This window comes from Robertkochia flava (assembly GCF_020166515.1).
Classification (GTDB): domain Bacteria; phylum Bacteroidota; class Bacteroidia; order Flavobacteriales; family Flavobacteriaceae; genus Robertkochia; species Robertkochia flava.
In genome coordinates this window covers 272,465-294,869 of record NZ_JAINZT010000002.1, presented here as the reverse complement: position 1 = coordinate 294,869, position 22,405 = coordinate 272,465, and the positions used below count along the sequence as shown (strand labels likewise).

Genomic DNA, 22,405 nt, shown 5'->3' with positions numbered 1-22,405 from the left:
TTGGGTAATTACAAAGTAAACCTTTTTGCAATTATTTTCCTAAAGTTATTAGAATTTTTCAACAATTATTGACAATTGTGGTGAAACATCCTATTTTATATGGCAAGTATTTGATTATAAGAGTTTTCCTAATAAGTGAAATACAAATATACCATACGGTATACTCCCCTCTCCCCGATTATTATTGTTAATAACTCTGAGAAACCTTCTAATTTCTTAATTTTGCCGCTATAATTTACGCTAATGGCAGAAGAAGTAAAATCACTGAATTTTATAGAGCACATTATCGAAGAAGATCTTCGAAATGGCTTTGAAAAAAATAACCTCCGATTTCGTTTTCCACCGGAGCCCAATGGCTATCTCCATATCGGACATGCCAGTTCCATTTGCCTGAACTTCGGTTTAGGCCTGGATTACCAGGCCCCGGTTAACCTGCGTTTTGACGATACCAACCCGGAAAAGGAAGAGCGGGAATTTGTGGAAGCGATTAAACGGGACGTGGAATGGCTTGGCTTTGAATGGGATAAAGAGTGTTATGCCTCCGATTATTTCCAGCAATTATACGATTGGGCCGTTGAGCTCATTAAACAGGGAAAAGCCTATGTAGACAGCCAGGATGCGGCAAGTATAGCCGAGCAAAAAGGTACGCCTACCCGTCCGGGAACCAACAGCCCGTTCCGCGATCGCAGTGTTGACGAAAATCTCGACTTGTTCGAACGCATGAAAAACGGAGAATTCCAGGCCGGAGCACACGTTTTAAGGGCAAAAATAGACATGGGGCATCAGAATATGCTCATGCGCGACCCGATCATGTACCGCATTATGCATAAGGAGCATCACCGCACCGGATCCGATTGGTGTATCTATCCCATGTATGACTGGACGCACGGAGAGAGCGATTACCTGGAACAGGTATCGCATTCCTTTTGTACCCTTGAATTCGCCATGCACCGGGAGCTGTACGACTGGTTCCTCGACCAGGTCTATGACCCGAATAAGGTGCGACCTAAACAAAGGGAATTCGCCAGAAGGAACCTGAGTCACACCGTGGTGAGTAAACGTAAACTGTTGCGTTTGGTACAGGAAGGGGTGGTAGAAGCCTGGGATGACCCCAGAATGCCTACCATTAGCGGGTTACGCCGCAGGGGGTATACCCCGGAGTCCATCCGGAATTTTGCCAACACCATAGGAATTGCAAAACGCGAGAACCTGATAGATGTTTCCCTCCTGGAATTCTGTGCACGGGAACACCTGAATAAGATAACGCCCAGAGTTATGGGGGTGCTCGATCCGCTCAAGGTCGTGATCACCAATTATCCTGAGGGACAGACAGAGCAATTGCAGGCGGAAAACAATCCTGAGGAAGAAGAACTTACGTTCAGGGAAGTGCCTTTTTCAAGAGAACTGTATATCGAGCGTGAGGATTTTCGCGAGGAAGCCAACAGAAAGTTCTTCCGTTTGAAGCTGGGTGGTGAGGTGCGCCTGAAAAACGCTTATATCATAAAGGCCGAAAACGTAGTAAAGGATGATAACGGAAAAATCCTGGAGGTGCACTGTACCTATGATCCGCTCAGTAAAAGTGGCAGCGGCACCCCGGAGAGTACCCGGAAAGTAAAGGGAACTTTGCATTGGGTCTCTGCAGCGCACGCTGTAAAGGCAGAGGTTCGACTGTACGACCGGCTTTTCTCCGTTGCCGAGCCTGAAGAAGACAAGGAAAAAGACTTTATGGAGTTCATCAATCCCGACTCCCTGGAAATTACAACCGCCTATGTCGAGCCAAGTCTTGCAGAAGCAAAGCCCGGAGATCGTTACCAGTTCCAGCGTTTAGGGTATTTCTGTGCAGACAAATCCAGCACAGCAGATCAACTGGTTTTCAACAAAACCGTAGGTCTTAGAGATAGCTGGGCTAAAATTGAAAACAAGAAATAAACCGATTGGTATATTTATTTTAAAAAGCACCCGTAGCGGGTGCTTTTTTTATTTCATCGTATTTAACTCAAAATTAAGTTATTATAACGTATTTTCTATGGTTAAACCCTATAAATTCCTTACTTTAAGGGGTGAATTTAAAATGTATAAGATTATGAACAGCAACACTGGAAGTACGATTGTAGCACTGTTAACCGGAGCGTTAATCGGTGCAGGCGTCGGGCTATTGTACGCCCCCGACAAGGGCGAGGAAACCCGCAAAAAAATTAAAAAGAAAGCCCGCAAGGCTCAGGAAGATATGGAAAAGCAACTCAACCAGACCAAGGCTGATATGAGTGCAAAATTATCAGAAGCCAGGGCTAAATTTGACACCAACCTGGAAAGTGCTTTATCCAGCATGAGCTACAAAACGGAAGACCTCATCGATGCTTTGGAATCGAAACTGGAAGACCTGAAGGCACAAAACGCCAAATTGCAGAAATAACCACCGGGAACAGCATCCTAACTGAACTTAAAAACAGGAGACCTTGAGCAACTTAAAGGAGAATGTACAGCATATAAACGAACACAGCCAGGAATACATTGAGAAACAACTGGAGTATTACAAGCTGAGTTTGTTCAAAAAATTAATGAAAGGGGCTACTGCCTTTGTTCATTTTCTCATTATCGGCGCCATATTATTTTTGACCGTCATCTTTATTTCACTGGCCGGGGCATGGTCTCTGGCCGGATGGCTGGATAATATTCCGCTGGCCTTTATTATCATGGGCCTCTTTTATGCCATCATTCTCTTCCTGTTCGTAAAAGTATTTAAAAAACGTCTGGATGTCCGTATTCTGAAGGCATCCTCTAAAGAATTCTTCGATTAAACCACAACGGATGGCTAAGCATATTTACAGTAGTTTTGAAGAGATCGACCTGCAATTGGAAATCCTGAAAACGGAGGCGCAGCTCGAAAAAGCCAGGGTTACGCAGCAATATAACGAAGCCCGCCAACAGATGAGCTTTTTCAGTATCCTCGGCAGTGCCACAAGTTTTCTGGCAAAAAAAGCGGTGATCGCCAAGATCATCAGCAAGATATTCAAATAAAAAAAAGGCCCGGTTCCCCGGGCCTTTCCTTATTTCTTATCAGAATCCTTTTTTTGACTTTGCCTCTTCATGGCCTCGCCTATCTGGTTGCTGGCCGTAAAGGAGGCCACCATGTTGTTGAGCATATCACTGCCGGCCTGGGGGGAGTTCGGCAACAGGATTAAATTGCTGTTGGTTTCTTCCCCTATAGCCTGAAGGGTGTCATAATGCTGGGTGACAACGATTAGTGCCGACGCTTCCTGCGAATTTATCCCTACTTTATTGAGTACCTCTACAGATTCCTCCAGTCCGCGGGCAATTTCCCTTCGCTGGTCTGCGATACCCTGCCCTTGTAAGCGCTTGCTTTCGGCCTCTGCTTTCGCTTTTTCCACAATAAGTATCCTGGCGGCATCTCCCTCGAATTGGGCCGCTATTTTTTCTCTTTCCGAGGCGTTAATGCGGTTCATGGCCGCCTTTACCTGTGCATCCGGATCGATATCTGTTACCAGGGTTTTTATGATGTCATACCCGTACTCCAGCATAGCGTCCTGTAGTTCGGCCTTTACCGCTATCGCAATATCGTCCTTTTTAACAAAGACATCATCCAGTTTCATCTTTGGTACTTCCGCCCTTACTACGTCAAATACGTAAGAGGTGATCTGTTCGTGCGGATATTCCAGCATATAAAAGGCTTCGTACACCTTCTCCTTAATAACCACATATTGGACCGAAACCTTGAGCTTCACAAAAACATCATCCAGGGTTTTGGTTTCCACGATCACATCGAGCTGCTGGATCTTTAAACTTAACCGACCGGAAACACGGTCTATTATCGGGATCTTTAATTGCAATCCGGAATTCCTGATGCTGTGAAACCTTCCCAGGCGTTCAATAACCGCAGCCGTCTGCTGTTTTACGATAAAGAACATCCCTAAAGTGAACAACAGGGTTAGAACTGCTAATAAGGGTAAATAGAAAAATGTCATTTTATGGAATTTTATGTTGTGTTAAATTACAACTTATATTCTCTATATGTCATGTGAACCCATCAAATGTTACAATTCTGTGATCTCCAATAAAAAAGCCGGATAAAATCCGGCTTTCCTATTCTGTATCACTCAGGCTTATCCCAGCGACTCACAAATGCGATGCATCCTTTGAACGGTTTCCTCTTTCCCCAATAACTCCATGATATCAAAAACATGCGGCCCCTGCATAGCTCCTACCAGGGCAAGACGCAAGGGGGGCATCACCTTTCCGAAACCAAGTTCCTTTTCCCCGATCCAATCCTTTACGATCTTTTCGGTGTGGGCAGCACTGAAATCTTCCAGCCCTTCCAGAACTCCGGCTAATTCAAGAATATACCCTTTGGTATCTTCTTTCCAGGTCTTTTTAACCCCTTTTGGATCGTAGTGTTCGGGTGCAAAAAAGAAATAACTCCCAAGATCCCAAAGTTCTTTGACGAAAACCGCCCGTTCTTTTAAAAGTTCTACCACTCTTTTCACATAGGCAGGGTCCTTTTTTATGCCCTTTTCCTTCAGAAAGCCCTGAAAAGCCGCAGCTACATCCTCATTATCCGCTACCTGCAGGTAATGCTGATTAAACCATTTGATCTTTTCCGGATCAAACCGGGCTCCGGAACGGTTTACCCTGGAAATATCAAAAGCCTCCACCAGTTCGTCCATCGAAAAGAGCTCCTGTTCCGTACCCGGGTTCCAACCCAGCAAGGCCAGGAAATTCACCACAGCTTCAGGGAAATACCCCTCTTCGCGGTATCCCGTGGATATTGCTCCCGAATTCGGGTCTTCCCACTGCAAAGGAAAGACCGGGAAACCGAGTTTATCCCCATCCCGCTTGCTAAGCTTTCCTTTACCAACAGGCTTAAGGATCAGGGGCAGGTGTGCAAACTCCGGTGACTGCCAGCCAAAAGCCCTGTATAAAAGTACGTGAAGGGCCAGGGACGGAAGCCATTCCTCTCCCCTGATCACATGGGTGATTTCCATCAAATGATCGTCTACAACATTAGCGAGGTGGTATGTAGGCATCCCGTCACTCTTAAACAGGATCTTATCATCAAGCACCTTGCTGTCTATCTCCATACTTCCCCTTACCAGGTCTTTAAACTGTACCTTTTCATCTTCAGGAGAAAGAAACCTGATCACATAATGGTCTCCGCGCTCCAGACGGGTGCGAACTTCTTCCGCGGAAAGAGATAGCGAATTTTTTAGCGTATTGCGGTTATGCCAGTTATAGATAAAGGTTTTCCCCTGGGTTTCATATTCCTTTCGTATCGCATCCAGTTCTTCCGGAGTGTCAAAGGCATAATATGCGTGTCCGCCCGAAATAAGCAGATCGGCGTATTCCCTGTACAGGTGTTTGCGTTCACTCTGACGATAAGGTCCGTAGTTTCCTCCTACCCCGGGGCCTTCATCCAGGGGCATCCCGCACCAGTTCAGGGCAGAAATAATATAATCTTCTGCACCCTCCACATAACGATTCTGGTCTGTATCCTCTATCCTGAGGATAAAGCTTCCTCCGTGTTTTTTGGCAAACAAATAATTGAACAAAGCGGTGCGAACCCCTCCGATATGCAAAGGACCGGTCGGACTGGGTGCAAAACGAACACGTACTGGCTTACTCATCTCAAATTTTTTGGCAAAGATAAGGCATCAGGCAGAATTCCGGAGTGAAGAGTAAAGAAACCTTAAGCCGCCAGCTGTTTCATTTTCTCCGGGATCCTCGGATTCATTATTCTGAACCAGAGGGGCGGAAGTAATGATAAGACCATGGAGGTTGGATACCCAAAAGGCATTTGCGGACTCGTTTCATGGTTATCCAGTACCTGATACTTCTTTGAAGCCCTGTAATGGTGATCGCTGTGGCGGGTAAGTTCATACAGCATGATCCTTCCCATGATATGATCGGAATTCCAGGAATGCACCTCCCGAACCCGCTCGTATCTGCCGCTGGGCAGTTTTGTCCTTAATAAGCCGTAATGCTCAATGTAATTTATGGTTTCCAGCAACAGAAAGCTCACCACCGCGATCCCGATGGCATACAGCACCGTGAATATTCCAAAGAGATAGCCTACGACAATAAGATACCCTAATTGAAAAAGGGTGGCCCAAAACATATCGTTCTTAACGGAAAGAAAAGGCAGCCCGTCATTTCGCAGCAGTTGGCTTTGAATTTTCCAGGCTTTGAAATATTGACGGGTCACCGAAGTGATCCAAAACGAATAGACACTCTGCCGGTAACGCGCCGTAGCAGGGTCTTCTGGAGTGGCTGCATGAAGATGGTGACCAAAATTATGTTCGATATAAAAATGAGAATACAAGGATGGCAGTAACAGCAGTTTAGCGCAAATTCTTGAAAAAAGATCGCTACGATGCCCGAGTTCATGAGCCACGTTAATGCCATTGGACCCCATGACGATTCCACAGGAAAAAACGATTCCGAGTTGCTGGTCCAAAGGAAGTTCAACCGTGGATAACAACCACAGACTGTACCCAAGAACACTGTAGACCATAAGAAGATTGAGGTATAGCAATGCGTCAAAAAAGAAAAGGTGATTTTTAATTTCTTTTTCTGTCTTGCTCAGGTTCTTATGATTCACTGGTAACAGCACTTCCATAAGGGGGATCAGGAGAAAGGTAAAAATCGGTGTGAACCAATAAAAAACTCCGCCAAGTAAGAATCCTGCCGCCAAAGAAGCAGGTATACTGTAGGAAGCAAGGTATTTTAAATCTGACCATTCCATAGACCATCCTTTTAACAGAAACTTAGATGCGTTGAAATTCTAATTTACTCCTTAAAATCGTAATTTTAAAACAAACAAGGGGTTGGTGTACAGGGAATTCTCCTGGAACCCACCTGTGAAGCTTAAAAATACTCCTGTATATTCAGGGGGCATCCTTAAAACAAAGGTCATTCATGGAAAACCAGATCGTTCTTATAAAAAGGAAACTGTCCGCATTTCTCAATAAATACTACACCGGAATGCTCATAAAAGGCAGCATCCTCTTCCTGGCCACCGGAGGATTGTATTTCCTGCTCACCCTGGCCATTGAATACTTTTTATGGTTATCTCCGGAAATACGTGCGATCTTATTCTGGCTTTTTATCGGGGTGGAGATGATCCTTTTCGTGAAGTTTATTTTCATACCCCTGCTCTATTTGCTGAAGATTCGCAAAGGTCTCGATGAAAAAACCGCTTCCAAAATGATTGGCGCTCATTTTCAGGAAATCGATGACAAACTCCTTAACCTGTTACAGCTTGCAGATCATCCGGAGAAAAGTGAGCTGCTTCTCGCCGGAATACAACAGCGGTCAGAAGAATTGCGCAATATCCCATTTCAAAAAGCCATTCAGTTATCCTCCAATCTTAAATACCTCAAATTTTTAGCCATTCCCCTACTCATTCTGGCGATCGTTTGGTTAAGTGGTAAGGCTATTTCCTTAAAAGACAGCTACACCAGAATGGTAAATTATCAAACAGTTTATAATCCGCCGGCCCCTTTTTCATTTACCGTTTTAAATGATTCCATGACGGCCATCTCCGGAGTGCCATTCCAGTTACGGGTAGCCACCTCCGGAAAACTCCTTCCCGAAACAGTAATGATCGACCGGGATGGTACAGAAAGCTTTATGCAACCCGGCCGGAACGGAACTTTCGAATATACCCTTGACCCCGCAGAAGGCCCCATCCGGTTTTATCTCAAGTCCAATGAGGTAAGCAGCGGGCCCTACACTATTGATGTGTTACCTGTTCCTGCGTTACTGAACTTTAGCATGTCATTGGATTATCCGGGATATACCGGCAAAAAAGATGAAGTATTAGAAAATAGTGGAAACGCTACCGTCCCGGAAGGCACTTCGGTGTCCTGGAAGGTAAGGGCCGCGCATACCACGAAGGTAGAGCTTATGCTTTTGGATTCGACCCTGGAATTTGATACTGAAAATGAATATTATAAAATATACCAAAAGGTATATAAAACACTTCCTTATGAAATTGCCACCAGCAATGCAGACCTGCAACGATTTGAAAAACTCGGCTTTCGCATCCAGGTCATAAAAGACCAGCATCCGGAGATTCAAACCACAGCCATGGAGGACAGCCTGTCAGCTGCCGGGTCACAAAGGATCATCGGGGAAATTAGTGATGATTACGGGTTTAAGAAACTGGAGCTTATTTATTACAGGGAAGACAGACCCCAGGAGGAACAAAAGGTACTTCTCAGTCAGCCGGCAGGTACCATAGATAAGTTCGCATATACTTTCCCGGGCCAAATACAACTGGAAGCAGGCCATAATTACAGATATGCTTTTCGGGTAACCGACAATGACGCCTTGCGCAATGGGAAAACAGCAGAAAGTACTTTGTATTCCTTTTATTCCATGAAGGCGCAGGAGCGGGAATCCCTGCAATTAGAACAACAGAAAGAAAATATCAAGACCCTGGACAGGAATATCGAGCATATGGAACGGCAGGAGTCTGAACTGGAAGAGTTAAAAAACATCAATAAGCAAAAGGAGAATTTGACGTATAGCGATCAGCGAAAACTCGACAATTTTCTATCCAGGCAACAGCAGCAGGAAGCTTTAATGAAAAAATACACCCGGAAAATGCAGGAAAATCTCGAACAATTCCAGCAGGGTAAAGAGCAGAAAGACGAATTCAACGAGCTCCTCAAGGAACGCCTGGAGCGTCAGCAACTTGAAATTGAAAAAAACCAACAACTGCTGGAGGAGATGAAAAAGTTGTCTGAAAAAATAAACAAGGAAGAACTTTCCAACAGGCTTGAGCAATTGGCAAAGTCCCAACAAAGCAATAAACGCAGCCTGGAACAATTGCTGGAATTAACCAAACGGTATTATGTGCAGGCCAAAGCAGAAAACATTCGAAAAGCACTCGAAGAACAGGCTGAAATTCAGGATTCCTTAAGCCGGATAAATGACAGCCAGGAGAGTCAATCCCAGGAAGAATTAAACAAACAGTTTGAAGAAACCTCGGAAAAACTAGAACAACTTCAGCAGGAAAATAATGCCCTGAAGTCGCCCATGGATCTGGGCCGCGACAAGGAGCAGGAAGAACAGATCAAAAAGGAACAGCAGGAAGCTTTGGACCAACTTAAAGCGCCTATGAAGGAGCAAACACCTTCAAATAAGGAAACAAACAAGAAACAAGAAAATATATCACAGAAAGTCAGAAAATTAGCACAAAATATGACAAGTGCCATGAGCATGGCGAATGCAGAAATGATCAATGAAGATGCGGCAATGTTACGACAAATTTTGGATAATCTTATTAAATTCACTTTTGACCAGGAAGAGATTATGGAGAATTTAAATAACTACGATCAGAACAATCCTAACCTACCTGTATATCTGCGCAGGCAGAACGACCTGAAGTCTCTTTTCGAACATGTAGACGACAGTCTTTTTGCCTTAAGTTTAAGAAGGCCGGAGTTAAGTGAGGTGGTAAATACCAATATCACTGAGGTATATTACAATATGGATAAGTCTTTAGAACGGTTTGCCGACAACCAGTATTATCAGGGCATCACCCATCAGCAGTACACCCTTACGGCAGCCAACAACCTTTCTGATTTTTTAAGTGACATGCTCGACAATATGCAAAACATGATGATGGGTTCGGGAAATGGTTCAGGAGATCCTTTTCAATTACCGGATATAATACAATCCCAGGAGGAGTTAAATAAAAAAATGCAGGAGGGTATGCAGAAGCAGCAAGAAGGCAATTCGAAAGATGGGGAAAAAGAAGGCGCAAGTGAACAAGAAGGAAAAGGAGAACAGGACGGCGGGAAACAAGACGGAACGCAGCAAGGGGAATCCATGTCTGAGGAAATCTTTGAAATTTACAAGCAGCAGCAGCAATTAAGACAGGCTTTGGAAAATCAGCTCAAGGACATGCAGGGGGAAGGCAATAAACAAAGCGCCAAAAATCTAAGCAGGCAAATGGAGCAGATCGAAGAAGAGCTATTGAACAATGGATTAAATGCTCAAACCCTGAGAAGGATGCAAAATTTGCAGCATCAATTGCTTAAACTGGAAGATGCCGAGCGTATGCAAGGTCAAAAACAAGAACGCGAGAGCAGCACCAACAGAAAGGAATTCACTCAAAATACTTCTAATCAATCCAATGAAGCTCAAGATTCTTTTCAGGAGCTTGAGATATTACAAAGACAAGTCTTACCTTTGCGCGAAATTTACAAGCTAAAAGTTCAGCGCTATTTTAAAGGAAATGATTGACTTTCATTATGAAACCAACTTCCATCTGGAAAATGCATCCGCCTACAGGGAATGGATCGAACGGGTAATTGTTTCTGAGGGATTTCAACCCGGAACCATCAATTACATTTTCTGTGATGACGACTACCTTCACCGGATCAATGTTACCTATCTGGATCACGACACCCTGACCGATATCATTAGTTTTGATTATTCCAACCAGGGAGAACTAAGCGGAGATATTTTTATTTCCATTGACCGGGTCCGGGAAAACTCCAAAGAATTCCATACCGAATTCAAAAGTGAACTCTCCCGGGTTATGATTCACGGGGTATTACATTACTGTGGATATAAGGATAAGACTGAAGCCGAAGAACAACAAATGCGCGCCAAGGAAGAAGAAAAGATGGCGCTGTTTCACGTGGAACACTAAAATTTAAAATTCTATGTTTAGTACAACCTATGATGTTATTGTGGTAGGCGCAGGACATGCAGGATCTGAAGCTGCGGCTTCTGCTGCTAATATGGGTGCCTCTACCCTGCTCATCACCATGAATTTGCAAAACATCGCACAAATGTCCTGCAATCCTGCCATGGGTGGCATTGCAAAGGGCCAAATTGTTCGTGAAATTGATGCCATGGGCGGATACTCCGGAATTGTCACCGATAAAACGGCCATACAATTCAAGATGCTAAACAAATCTAAGGGTCCGGCCATGTGGTCGCCAAGGGCACAAAGCGACAGGATGCGATTTGCAGAGGAATGGCGTTTGATGCTGGAGCAAACCTCCAACCTGGATTTTTACCAGGATATGGTCTCGGGACTAATTATAGAAAACGACCGCATTAAAGGCGTGCGTACCTCCCTGGGATTGGAAGTATATGCTAAAACCGTAATTCTTACCAACGGAACCTTCCTGAACGGACTCATCCATATTGGAGAAAAGCAATTCGGAGGGGGTCGTGCCGGGGAACGTGCCGCCACGGGAATTACCGAAGACCTGATCAACCACGGCTTCGATGCTGGAAGAATGAAAACCGGAACTCCGCCAAGGGTAGACGGAAGATCCCTGGATTATACCAAAATGACCGAACAACCCGGAGACGAACAGCCTGAAAAATTTTCATATTCCCCCGTCACAAAACCCCTGTCCAGACAGCGCAGTTGTCATATGTCGTACACCTCCCCCGAGGTACACGAATTACTCAAAGAAGGCTTTGACCGTTCGCCTATGTTTAATGGACGCATAAAAAGTATTGGTCCCAGATATTGTCCGTCTATCGAAGATAAGATCAATCGATTTGCTGATAAAGACCGCCATCAACTTTTTGTAGAACCCGAAGGTTGGGATACGGTAGAGGTGTATGTAAACGGATTTTCCACCTCCTTACCTGAGGATGTACAGTACCGTGCACTGCGATCGGTAGCCGGTTTTGAAAATGTAAAATTCTTTCGTCCGGGCTACGCCATCGAATACGACTACTTCCCTCCTACGCAATTAAAGCATACTTTGGAAACCAAGTTAATTGAAGGATTGTTCTTCGCCGGACAAATAAACGGTACTACCGGGTATGAAGAAGCCGCGGCTCAGGGACTGATGGCAGGTATTAATGCTGCCCTGAAATGTCAGGAGAAAGATCCATTTACTTTACAACGAAACGAAGCGTATATCGGGGTATTGATCGACGATCTTATTACCAAGGGAACCGAAGAACCTTATCGCATGTTCACCTCCCGTGCTGAATACCGCACCCTGTTACGACAGGATAATGCCGATCTCAGGTTAACTCCACGATCTTATGAAATTGGACTTGCCACAGAAGAACGCATGCGAAGGATGGAAGACAAACAAAAGAAATCAAACGCTTTTGTTCAATTCTTTAAGGACACCAGCGTTACTCCGGAAGAGATCAATCCCATCCTGGAAGATCTGAAATCCTCTCCCATGAAACAGTCGGATAAGATGTTTAAAATCTTTAGTCGCCCTAAAGTTACCTTAGGACATATGCGCAAACTGGAAGCAGTAGAATCATTCATAACAAACGAATCGTTAGATACCGAGGTCCTGGAACAAACAGAAATCCAGGTCAAATACTCCGGCTATATTGCCAAGGAAAAAAACAATGCCGATAAATTAAATAAACTGGAAAACATCATTATTCCGGATAATTTCGATTACAACAAATTAAAATCCCTCTCGTTTGAAGCCCGGGAAAAACTAAAAAACATAAAACCCAAAACCCTGTCACAAGCCTCCAGAATAAGCGGGGTATCCCCCAGCGATATTTCGGTGATGCTCGTCTATATGGGTAGGTAAAATTTTTGAGCCCACTCGAAAATAAAAAATAGCGTTCCACGTGGAACGCTATTTTTTTTATACCTATTTTAATGTAAGTTTGCCACATGAAAACAACCCTGCCCCATACGGTAAAAGATCATTTCATCACCGGGGAATCCTTTACCCTGACCCCTGATCCGGTTCACGGATTTCTGCGTACTGAGCCCCAACCCCAACCCGAACAACTCGATAAATATTACGAATCTCAAAGCTATCTCTCTCATGACGATTCCGGCAACGGATTGTTCGGTATGCTATATCGCACCATTAAAAAAATAAACCTCAACCATAAATTCAACCTCCTCAAATCCGTACATCCCCAAGCGCAAGCAGTACTCGATGTAGGGTGTGGAACCGGGGATTTTTTAAACCGCATTAAGGGTAATTATAAAACTACCGGGGTCGAAATTAATACCAAGGCTGCAGCCCTGGCTAAAGCCAAAAAGCTAAACATTTATCCATCGCTGCAAGCAGTAGAAGGTCACTACGATGTAATTACCCTATGGCATGTTTTTGAACACATGCCCCATCCGGAATCTACCCTCAAGAAACTAAGATCGTTATTGAACCCAGGGGGTGTTCTCATCATTGCCCTGCCAAACTTCCGATCCTTTGATGCCGGGTATTATAATTCCTTTTGGGCCGCCTATGATGTGCCGCGCCATTTTTGGCATTTCGACAAACCTTCATTTACCTCTCTTGCTACTGCACAAAATCTTCAGGTAATAAAATTCCTACCGATGGTCTGGGACGCATTTTATGTAAGTCTCCTAAGTGAGAAATATAAAAAAAACACCCTCGCTCCAGTACGTGCATTCCTCATCGCTACCTTGTCTAACATCAAAGCCACGTGGAACAAAGAATACTCTTCCCTTATCTATATTCTGAAGGAGAAAAACGATTAGCGACCTTCCTGGCACGATTTTACTAATGAAGTATATTGGGTATTCAAGAGAAGGTAAAAGTCCCTTAAAACGCCTTAAAACGCCTTGTATTGAATAGTAAATAAATATTGTAAATTAATTAATTATAGGTAATCTCTATACTAACAAATAAGTAAAATTAAAACCAAAATGAAATCTTGTTTTTCTATTTTTGGCAGGTCTGAAAAATTAATCAACATGAAAAAAATATCCCTACTCGTCTTTGCAGCGATTACCGCTATTTCTTGTGAGCAAGATAAGATCGCCTATGTAGACAACACAAAACTCATTAAGGAATACCAGGAGAAGATCGATCTTGAAAATGAGTACAAGATCAAATATGAAAATTTTCAAAAGAAATACGACAGTGTATCTTCAGAGTTCCAGAAGGAAGCCCAGGCATTCGAAAGTTCAGCCAAATCTTTAGGTCAGGCCAAAGCGCAGGAGCAATATAATGCTTTGATGCAAAAGCGTCAACAAATGGCTCAATCCCTTCAACAACAGGAGCAAATGCTGCAACAGGAAAGTTCCCAGGAAGTAGATTCTCTGGTTAAGAAGGTAAGAGGATTTATTAAGGATTACGGAAAGAATAACGGGTATACCTTTATCCTTGCAGAAAATGAAGGAGGAAACGTATTCTATGGAGAAGATTCCAAAGACATTACTGACGAGGTGTTAACCGAATTGAACAATACTTATAAGGCTAAAAAATAAAAGCCCCGTACAAAACAACCTAAAACCCTCATAATGAGGGTTTTATTTTTTATATTCATTACTCATTTCCATCCCAATGAGTAGAATAAAAGCCATAAAACCCGCGGCTATAATTTTAATCGTTTTTCTTGCGGCGATCTTCTTCTATGGGCGCTATAAGATCATCCAAGTTGAAAAAGACCTCACTGATTTAAAGCTGCCCGGATTCTCCTTAACTACTATTACAGCAAACATCAGTATCTTAAAGAATTCAACCATCTTAAAAGGTCCTGACCTGCATTACAGATTCTCTAACGACAGCTTATCTGTTAAGGCCTCACAAATCGCTTTATACGGAATACACTACACCAGCCTGTTGCTGGAAGGTAAATTAAAGGCCGACAGTCTGGTAATTCTAGACCCGGACATACACCTTCTGCCCTCTAAAGACACCGTACCCATATCATCCTTAACAGAATCGAAAAAACAACCCTCTATAGAACTAGGTACCTTAAGACTAAAGGAAGGTCAAGCAATAAAAATTTCAAAAAATTCGGATACCCTTTTCATTGCAGACCCGATTCATATGGAACTAAAAAAGCTGGTAATTGATCCTGAATCCAAAGAAGAATATAATACAGAGGAATATGCCATCCAACTGGAAAATCTCCTGGTCCAACCCGATCCATTGAACAACCTACACCTCAAGAAGATCCAACTCAACACTAACCAGTGGAAAATAACCGCCATGGATCTGGTACCAAAATATTCCAAACGCAACTATACCAAATACCTCCAATATCAAAACGACCGGATCGTTGTTTCCATCGATTCCATAGTTATCAATAACCCCGGACATCAACACCTGAAAGACCGTTTGTTTAAGGCTGCTTCTATAGACATTTATAAGGCAGACATGGACGTGTTCAGGGATAAATTCATACCGAGAAAAGATGAATACAAAAAAATGCTCTCTGCAATTATACGCGATGCCCCCCTAGCAACTTCTATAGACAGTATTCGAATTCATGACAGCAGTGTCCGATACGGAGAACTTGTAAATTCGAATGGGGTGATCGGCGAAATCCTGATTTCCGAAATCAATCTTGAAATGAATCCCCTGCGCAGCAGGACCAGGGATACCACAAACATGGTTTTTACAGCAAAAATCATGGAAGAGGGTATTGTACAGGGTATGGGTGCATTTCCTGTCTACGCTGCCGACAACCGGTTTAGGTTGTCTATTCATTTATCTAACTTGCATTATCATCGGTTAAATGCGTTTACGTCCCCGAATATGAACGTAGTCAATAGAGGTTTGATAAAAGATGCCTTTATAACTCTTAACGGCAATGAAAATAATGCCAAGGGAAATGTTTTAATGGCTTACAAGGATTATAAGGTATCCATCATGGATAAAAAGGGAGTTAAGGAAAAAAAACTGCTTTCGGCCGTAGCAAATGTGATCATTAAAAAAGAAAATGATTCTGGCAAACAGGAAACCTTTGAAGTAGAAAGAAACAAGGAAAGATCCTTTTTCAACTATTTGTGGCTTGGGATACAGAAGGCTCTACTCACCGCCATGACCTAAAACAATTGCATTACATATAACCCAAATAAAACCGGCATCAGGTAAATTACTATGGTTCTTGCACCGTCATAATCCTTAGCCAGACGTTGCCCAAGCAGCAGGAATAACAGGGTTATTCCGGATAACACCAAACTAACCATTGCCCACCAAACATCTCCAAAGCTCCATAAATAATACATTCCAAGTACGGCAGTTGCTGCAGTGAACACCTCCAGAACCAGGATAATGCCTAACGCCAGGGGCACCTTACCATTCAGCAAACTATCCTTAAAATGCCCGTTTAGCCATTCCACATTTCCCTTCCAATCGGTGATTTTGTCAATACCACTCTGAAGAAAAGTGATCAATACGAATAGGAGTATTAAGGATTCCAGATAGTACATAATAGTTTAATTAATTGGTTCTTATATTTTCAATTACGCCTTTGATCTTTTCCTTTTCCTTTGGAAAAAAACCCTGAAACATGAGTATGGCTCCAAAAAATATCAGGATCAGGCTTATTACCCGCTTAATTCGAAATATAAGATAAGGGGTAAGCCTGTGTTTTAATTGTTTGGCCAGAAGTATTTTAACGCAATCCACCAGGATGTAGGTAATAAGTATGCTGCTTATAAATACGATAATCCTGCCTTCATTCATTTCCAGACGCGGACCAAAAATGATGATGATTCCAAGCCAGAATCCAAGAACACCTACATTGATAAAGTTGAGTAAAAACCCCTTAAGTAACAGGTGCAGGTAATTGTTCTTTTTAATAATTTCCTCCACATCCTCATCTACTTCCCTTTCATATTTCTTCTTTGTACGAATAAAAGAAATTACTCCATAAGTAATCAATAAGGCCCCCCCGAAGATAAATAAAGAAGGGTCGTCCTTTATACGTTCCAGGATTCTGTTGGTACTGAAATAGGCGATAAGGATAAATACAACATCACCCAAAACCACCCCAATATCAAAGCTAATAGCCGCACGAAATCCCTTTAGCGCACCGGTTTCCAGGAGTACAAAGAAAACCGGACCTATGGTAAAAGAGAGTAAGATGCCTAAGGGTATACCTGCTGCTATATCTTCTAGCATGAATACATATTGATTTAGACCAAAAATATAAAAACACGGGCAGTAGCCCTATAGAAGGAAGGCGAAATGCTTACAGTTCTATTTTATTTCTTTAATAGTTCCTCCGAGAAAGGTCGTGCGATCAATGACCTTCGGTTTTCCGTAAATATTGATATTTCCACCTGCCTTAACGGTAGCATCCACATATTCTGAAGCCCGAATATCTGCATATCCTCCGGCATTAACGGTTACTTCCGTTTGTTCGGTTTCCAGGTTACCGGCCTCGTAAGCTCCTCCTGTATTTACATCGACTACCTGATTTTTTGCACTGCCCTTAACCTCAATGGTACCTCCGGTAACCGATTTTACCTTTAAACGCTGTAAATCCAATTCGATATCGATCTCTCCGGCTTCCTGGGAGCGCAGTTCCAGATCAATTTGTTTTATGGGTTCCGCAGCAGATATAAATCCATTTTCATTTACGTCCAGCACTGCAAGCATTCCGTTGTAGTATATCTTGGCAAAGGTTTCGTGACTCGTAAACATTTTATTAATGTTCATTCGAATCTTCAATTTCCCATTGGTATTCTTTACTATCACTTCGTTGGCATTTGCACCGGTTACCACTACCCTGTTCTGTTCTGCAGGCACCAGTTCCACAGCAATTCCATCAAATACCTTCAGTTCAGAAAAGGCATCGATATCCTTTGTAATCGTTTCCTGTGCATAAGTAGCATGTATGGTACATACCACCAATAACGCTAACCATCTTTTCATGTCTGATTAAAAAATTAGGTGTTTACTTATCTTCTTTTTTTCCCAGCAGGGCAAAATCAAGGTGTCGCTTTACCAGGTCGGTATTCTTTACACTTACATACACCTCATCCCCTAACTGGTATTGATTCTTGGTTACTTCTCCTACCAGGGCATAATTCTTATCATCAAAAACGTAGTAATCGTCTTTGATATCCCTGATTCGGATCATTCCCTCACATTTATTTTCAACAATCTCCACATACAATCCCCATTCGGTTACCCCGGAGATCACACCAAGGAAATCCTGGTCTTTATGATCTTCCATAAATTTAATCTGCATGTACTTAATGCTATCCCTTTCTGCGCTGGTAGCCAGGGATTCCATACTGGAAGAATGCTTGCATTTCTCCTCATAGGCTTCTTCCTTAACAGATTCTCCTTTATCCAGGTAATGCTGTAATAACCTGTGCACCATTACGTCGGGATAACGCCGTATCGGAGAGGTAAAATGCGTATAGTAATCGAAAGCCAGCCCGTAATGACCAATATTATCGGTGGTATAGGCCGCCTTGCTCATCGATCTTATGGTAAGGGTATCTACCAGGTTCTGTTCCTTCTTCCCCTGAACATCTTCCAAAAGTTCATTTAAAGAGCTTGAGATGGTCTTTTTGCTCTTCATGTTTATACTGTATCCAAATCGCCTGATAATGCCCTGTAAAAGCATTAATTTCTCTTCATCCGGCTCATCGTGTACCCGGTAAACAAAAGTTTTCTTTTGTTTGCCTATAAATTCAGCCACCCTTCTGTTAGCCAGCAGCATAAATTCCTCGATCATTTTGTTGGCCTCTTTTGAGGTTTTGAAGAAAACCCCGATAGGCTCATTGTTTTCATCGAGGTTAAATTTCACCTCCACCTTATCAAAAGAAATCGCCCCGGCATTCATCCGTTTTTTTCTCATGATCCGGGCCATCCGGTTCATTTCCTGTATAGCTTCAGCAATATGAGGTTCCACCTCATAGGCCTCCCCGCTTAAGGAAACGTCTTCAGGCACCCGGTTATCCCCTGATTCAATAATGGCCTGGGCCTCTTCATAGGCAAATCTCCTATCGGAATAGGTCACCGTACGTCCAAACCACTGCTCTTTAATTTCCGCGTTTTTATTCATGGTAAAAACCGCCGAAAAGGTATATTTCTCTTCCTCAGGTCGCAGGGAACACGCTTTATTGGAAAGGATCTCCGGCAACATGGGTACCACCCGGTCTACCAGATATACAGATGTTGCTCTGTTGTAGGCTTCCTCATCCAGAATAGTCCCGGGTTGCACGTAATGGGAAACATCGGCAATATGAATTCCTACCTCGTATAAGTCGTTTTCCAGTTTCCGGAAAGACAGGGCATCATCAAAATCCTTGGCATCCTTTGGATCAATGGTAAAGGTGGGAACCGAGCGCATATCCCTGCGCTTTTTAATTTCTGCTTCCTGAATAGAGGTATCCAGGGTATTGGCGTAGTGCTCCACCTCTGCCGGGAACTCATATGGCAATCCATACTCTGCGAGAATGGCGTGCATTTCGGTATCGTGATCGCCGGGTTTCCCTAAGGTTTGAATAACGGTCCCAAAGGGAGAATCTGCATTGGCAGGCCAGTCAATGATCTCCACGATCACCTTATCGCCATGTTCTGCATTATTGATCCTGCTTTTAGGTACAAAAATATCCGTGTACATCTTATGATCTGATGGCAGTACAAATCCAAAATTCTTTTGCATCTGTAATACACCGACGAACTTGGTCTTCTTGCGTTCCAGAATGCTGGTAATTTCCCCTTCCAGTTTCTTTCCACGTCGTTTTCGTGGAAAAACATATACCTCCACGGTATCGCCATGTAAGGCCTTATTCAGTAGGGTTTGGGGTACAAAAACATCCGTATCCAGCTCTTCACATACCACATAGGCATTGTTTCTGCCAGTCATATCCACGGTACCGGTATAATAATTCCGGCTGGGGATCAATTTGAACTTTCCTTTTTCGACCTCTTTAATTTTCTCTTTACCGGCCAGTTCACCGAGTCGCCTGATCAGGAGATTTCTCCCTGCAGGGTCCTCAATGTTGAGTCTGGCAGCAATCTGCTTATAATTAAAGCTTTTATTGTGGTCACTTTCGAGAACTGAAAAAATCCCTTTCGTGATTTCATTCTTACGTTGCTTTTCCGTTCTCTTTTTACGTTTTGACATAGTATTATTTTATCCTTCGAAAGTACGAATTAATAAGCAAGGAAAAGGTTTTTCAAATAAGGTTAAAATAATATTAAAAATTTTGTAACGTTTTATATTTGCAAACGTCTTTAATATAAAACACTTAGATTCTTGAAAAGGTTTTACCGCATATTGCTTTTATTTATACTTCTTTTTCTACTGGGAATAGGGGCTTTTGCCGGTTATATAAACTACAGCCTTGACAAGAAGGAAAAGGCCAAAGCAGCTGAAATTGAGAAAGTAACCTACTCCGATCAACAACACGTCTAAAAAGAGACCCTTCTCTGACTTTTTTTCTTATTTTTACCTGTAAATCAATGTGTTATCCTGTGCAAAACTTTAAGCATATAGCGACCTTCACCTATCCTCATGAATACCTGGTACTTAAATTCCTCATGGAGGAAGAGAACGTACCCTTCGTATTCGAGAATGAGACCATGATAGGGATCTCTCCCTTTTACTCCAATGCCCTGGGAGGCATCAGGTTACTGGTACATATTGACTACGCCACTTACGTAACCGAACTTATCAACAATCTCAACACTCCCCCTTCCAATCTGCGCGTGGTCTGAAGAAAACACCACCCCGAGGGTCCTTCTCTCTTTTTCACAATCGGCCCCTTCTTTCTTCTTCAATCAGGATCTCTTCCTTCCATACCTTTTCAACTTATTAACCATATTCATTATATATCTTTTTCTTCTTTTTAAAAATTTAAAATTAATGATGTCTATTATGGCTTGTTAATAACCGGTATAACTTTTCGGAAAAATGCTTGGAAGCTACAGTTGCGCGATGGTTATAAACAGCTATTAACATCTTTTACTGAACTTAAATCGTTAAGGATCAAGACACAGACGACTCCTGTTAACAATTGTCAACAACTGTAATGCTATTATTTTTCTTAATAATTAATACCTGTTAACAATGTTCATTTTAACATCAAACCGGTTCAGGAATTGTCAATTAAAAAATAAAATTAAAGCTTGTATTATTCGCTGATTTTTACAAATTGAGATCCCGGTTCAGGTGACCAAATTTTTTTAATACAAATAACCCTGTACTTATTAACAAAAGAGCCTGTTTTATAAATGTCTTTAAATCAATGTTTTGAAATATAACACTTAAGACGGTTGTTTATAACTGTGGAAAAGCTGGTATTTACTACCTTTGTTTCATCATTTTTAAACTATTGAAGCTATGAAAATTGCCATCGGAAACGATCACGCCGGAACAGAGTACAAGTTTGCTATTGTTGAGATGCTGAAGGAGATGAACATGGAGGTGGAGAACTTCGGAACAAACGTTTCAGACAGTGTTGATTACCCGGATTTTGTACATCCTGTAGCCAATGCGGTTGAAAACGGAACAGCAGATTATGGCATCCTGATCTGTGGCAGTGGTAACGGGGTGGCCATGACCGCCAATAAACACGCCAATGTAAGAGCAGGATTGTGCTGGACCAGGGAACTGGTTGAATTAACCCGTTCTCATAATAATGCTAATATCCTTTGCTTACCTGCCAGGTTTACGGCGAAGGAACAGGCCATGGATATGGTCAAGGCATTTATCGAAACCGAGTTTGAAGGGGGCAGACATCAAAGAAGAGTAGATAAAATTCCATTAGGTTGCTAATATGGCCCATGATCATGATCATAGTTTTCACCAACCGTTAAAGGGAAGAAACCTGCTGATATCGATACTGCTTAATGTAGGCATTACCATTGCCCAGGTTATTGGCGGGATCATATCGGGAAGTCTGGCATTACTATCAGATGCCCTTCATAATTTTACGGATGTTATTTCTTTGATCATTAGTTATGTGGCGAATCGGCTTGCCCGATCCAAAGCTTCCACGAATAAAACTTTCGGGTATAAAAGGGCAGAAATCATAGCGGCATTTATCAATGCCGCTACCCTTTTGATCATTGCCGTTATCCTCATGATCGAAGCTGTAAAGCGACTGCAATCCCCCGAACCCATTGGGTCGAACCTGGTGATTTGGCTTGCACTATTGGGTATCGCTGCCAACGGCTTAAGTGTGTTTATTTTAAAAAAGGATGCAGATAAGAACCTGAACATGCGATCGGCTTATTTGCATCTGTTCACTGATATGCTGGCCAGTGTTGCCGTACTGGCAGGCGGATTGTTAATGAAGTTCTTCGGTATTTTCTGGATAGACAGCTTACTGACCTTTCTTATCGGGATCTATCTTATTTACGTAGCCATTGATCTGCTAAAAAGCTCCACGCGTATGCTTATGCTTTTTACTCCGGAGCACATCGATATCAAAGCCCTTGTGCGTTCGGTACACCAGATCGAAGATGTGAACAAACTGCACCACATACACGTCTGGTGTTTGAATGAGGATGAACTCCACCTGGAAGCCCATCTCGATTTTAAAAGAGATATCACCCTAAGTGAATTCAACCGGATTCTGATAAAAATTGAGCAGGTATTACACGATGAATACGGGATTAATCATGTAAATATTCAACCTGAATTCAACAAGGAAGACCCAAAGGATTTTATTGTACAGGATTAAATT

Annotated in this window: 21 protein-coding genes; 14 read left to right on the top strand and 7 right to left on the bottom strand. The window is 42.6% G+C overall.

Annotated features, from left to right (window positions below; translation table 11 throughout):
* Positions 1–243 precede the first annotated feature (243 nt).
* The 4 genes from K7R11_RS01760 (at position 244) to K7R11_RS01745 (ending at position 3,018) form a co-directional block, all read left to right on the top strand.
* A complete protein-coding gene (locus K7R11_RS01760; protein WP_224488167.1) occupies positions 244–1,929 on the top strand; it encodes a glutamine--tRNA ligase/YqeY domain fusion protein in 1,686 nt (561 codons plus the stop codon).
* Positions 1,930–2,083: 154 nt separating this feature from the next.
* A complete protein-coding gene (locus tag K7R11_RS01755; RefSeq protein ID WP_224488165.1) occupies positions 2,084–2,413 on the top strand; it encodes a YtxH domain-containing protein in 330 nt (109 codons plus the stop codon).
* A gap of 43 nt (positions 2,414–2,456) precedes the next feature.
* The gene (locus K7R11_RS01750) at positions 2,457–2,798 is read left to right on the top strand and encodes a phage holin family protein (protein ID WP_224488163.1); all 342 of its coding nucleotides are present in this window, start codon (positions 2,457–2,459) and stop codon (positions 2,796–2,798) included.
* A 10-nt stretch (positions 2,799–2,808) separates the two neighbouring features.
* Positions 2,809–3,018, top strand: a complete 210-nt coding sequence (locus K7R11_RS01745) for a hypothetical protein (protein WP_224488162.1) — start codon at positions 2,809–2,811, stop codon at positions 3,016–3,018.
* Between the two features lie 29 nt (positions 3,019–3,047).
* Here the strand turns inward: K7R11_RS01745 and K7R11_RS01740 are convergent, their stop codons facing one another.
* The 3 genes from K7R11_RS01740 to K7R11_RS01730 all read right to left on the bottom strand — a co-directional run bounded on the left by K7R11_RS01740 (position 3,048) and on the right by K7R11_RS01730 (position 6,757).
* Positions 3,048–3,983, bottom strand: coding sequence for an SPFH domain-containing protein (locus K7R11_RS01740; protein ID WP_224488161.1), 936 nt, complete (start codon positions 3,981–3,983; stop codon positions 3,048–3,050).
* Positions 3,984–4,121: 138 nt separating this feature from the next.
* Entirely contained in the window at positions 4,122–5,639 is a 1,518-nt protein-coding gene (gltX, locus tag K7R11_RS01735; protein ID WP_224488160.1) for a glutamate--tRNA ligase, read from the bottom strand.
* A 62-nt stretch (positions 5,640–5,701) separates the two neighbouring features.
* Positions 5,702–6,757, bottom strand: a complete 1,056-nt coding sequence (locus K7R11_RS01730) for an alkane 1-monooxygenase (RefSeq protein ID WP_224488159.1) — start codon at positions 6,755–6,757, stop codon at positions 5,702–5,704.
* Positions 6,758–6,930: 173 nt separating this feature from the next.
* Here K7R11_RS01730 and K7R11_RS01725 point away from each other — a divergent pair, with 173 nt between their 5' ends.
* The 6 genes from K7R11_RS01725 (at position 6,931) to K7R11_RS01700 (ending at position 15,794) form a co-directional block, all read left to right on the top strand.
* Positions 6,931–10,269 (top strand): DUF4175 family protein, encoded by a 3,339-nt coding sequence (locus K7R11_RS01725; protein WP_224488158.1) that lies wholly within the window; start codon positions 6,931–6,933, stop codon positions 10,267–10,269.
* Positions 10,262–10,681, top strand: a complete 420-nt coding sequence (gene ybeY / locus K7R11_RS01720) for an rRNA maturation RNase YbeY (protein WP_224488157.1) — start codon at positions 10,262–10,264, stop codon at positions 10,679–10,681. Before K7R11_RS01725 ends, ybeY begins: the two co-directional genes overlap by 8 nt.
* A gap of 13 nt (positions 10,682–10,694) precedes the next feature.
* Entirely contained in the window at positions 10,695–12,566 is a 1,872-nt protein-coding gene (gene mnmG, locus K7R11_RS01715) for a tRNA uridine-5-carboxymethylaminomethyl(34) synthesis enzyme MnmG (RefSeq protein WP_224488156.1), read from the top strand.
* 86 nt (positions 12,567–12,652) lie between these two features.
* Complete coding sequence (locus K7R11_RS01710; protein ID WP_224488154.1) at positions 12,653–13,492, top strand: class I SAM-dependent methyltransferase; 840 nt, start codon at positions 12,653–12,655, stop codon at positions 13,490–13,492.
* Between the two features lie 216 nt (positions 13,493–13,708).
* Positions 13,709–14,224, top strand: a complete 516-nt coding sequence (locus K7R11_RS01705; protein WP_224488152.1) for an OmpH/Skp family outer membrane protein — start codon at positions 13,709–13,711, stop codon at positions 14,222–14,224.
* Positions 14,225–14,300: 76 nt separating this feature from the next.
* Positions 14,301–15,794 carry a hypothetical protein gene (locus K7R11_RS01700; protein ID WP_224488150.1) on the top strand — a complete coding sequence of 498 codons (1,494 nt, stop codon included), beginning with the start codon at positions 14,301–14,303 and terminating at the stop codon, positions 15,792–15,794.
* On the opposite strand, the gene K7R11_RS01695 is transcribed toward K7R11_RS01700, so the two are convergent.
* The 4 genes from K7R11_RS01695 to rnr form a co-directional block, all read right to left on the bottom strand.
* Complete coding sequence (locus tag K7R11_RS01695; RefSeq protein WP_224488148.1) at positions 15,791–16,177, bottom strand: DoxX family protein; 387 nt, start codon at positions 16,175–16,177, stop codon at positions 15,791–15,793. The genes K7R11_RS01700 and K7R11_RS01695 overlap by 4 nt on opposite strands.
* Before the next feature lie 10 nt (positions 16,178–16,187).
* Positions 16,188–16,871, bottom strand: a complete 684-nt coding sequence (locus K7R11_RS01690) for a LysE family translocator (protein ID WP_224488146.1) — start codon at positions 16,869–16,871, stop codon at positions 16,188–16,190.
* Between the two features lie 78 nt (positions 16,872–16,949).
* Complete coding sequence (locus K7R11_RS01685) at positions 16,950–17,627, bottom strand: head GIN domain-containing protein (protein ID WP_224488144.1); 678 nt, start codon at positions 17,625–17,627, stop codon at positions 16,950–16,952.
* Positions 17,628–17,649: 22 nt separating this feature from the next.
* Positions 17,650–19,839 carry a ribonuclease R gene (gene rnr, locus K7R11_RS01680; protein ID WP_224488142.1) on the bottom strand — a complete coding sequence of 730 codons (2,190 nt, stop codon included), beginning with the start codon at positions 19,837–19,839 and terminating at the stop codon, positions 17,650–17,652.
* A gap of 132 nt (positions 19,840–19,971) precedes the next feature.
* On the opposite strand from rnr, the gene K7R11_RS01675 reads away from it, so the two are divergent.
* From K7R11_RS01675 to K7R11_RS01660, 4 genes are all read left to right on the top strand, one after another.
* Positions 19,972–20,130, top strand: coding sequence for a hypothetical protein (locus K7R11_RS01675; RefSeq protein ID WP_224488140.1), 159 nt, complete (start codon positions 19,972–19,974; stop codon positions 20,128–20,130).
* A 59-nt stretch (positions 20,131–20,189) separates the two neighbouring features.
* Positions 20,190–20,432, top strand: a complete 243-nt coding sequence (locus K7R11_RS01670) for a DUF2007 domain-containing protein (RefSeq protein WP_224488137.1) — start codon at positions 20,190–20,192, stop codon at positions 20,430–20,432.
* Positions 20,433–21,057: 625 nt separating this feature from the next.
* Positions 21,058–21,492, top strand: a complete 435-nt coding sequence (gene rpiB, locus K7R11_RS01665) for a ribose 5-phosphate isomerase B (RefSeq protein ID WP_224488136.1) — start codon at positions 21,058–21,060, stop codon at positions 21,490–21,492.
* A 1-nt stretch (position 21,493) separates the two neighbouring features.
* Entirely contained in the window at positions 21,494–22,402 is a 909-nt protein-coding gene (locus K7R11_RS01660; RefSeq protein ID WP_224488135.1) for a cation diffusion facilitator family transporter, read from the top strand.
* Positions 22,403–22,405 lie beyond the last annotated feature (3 nt).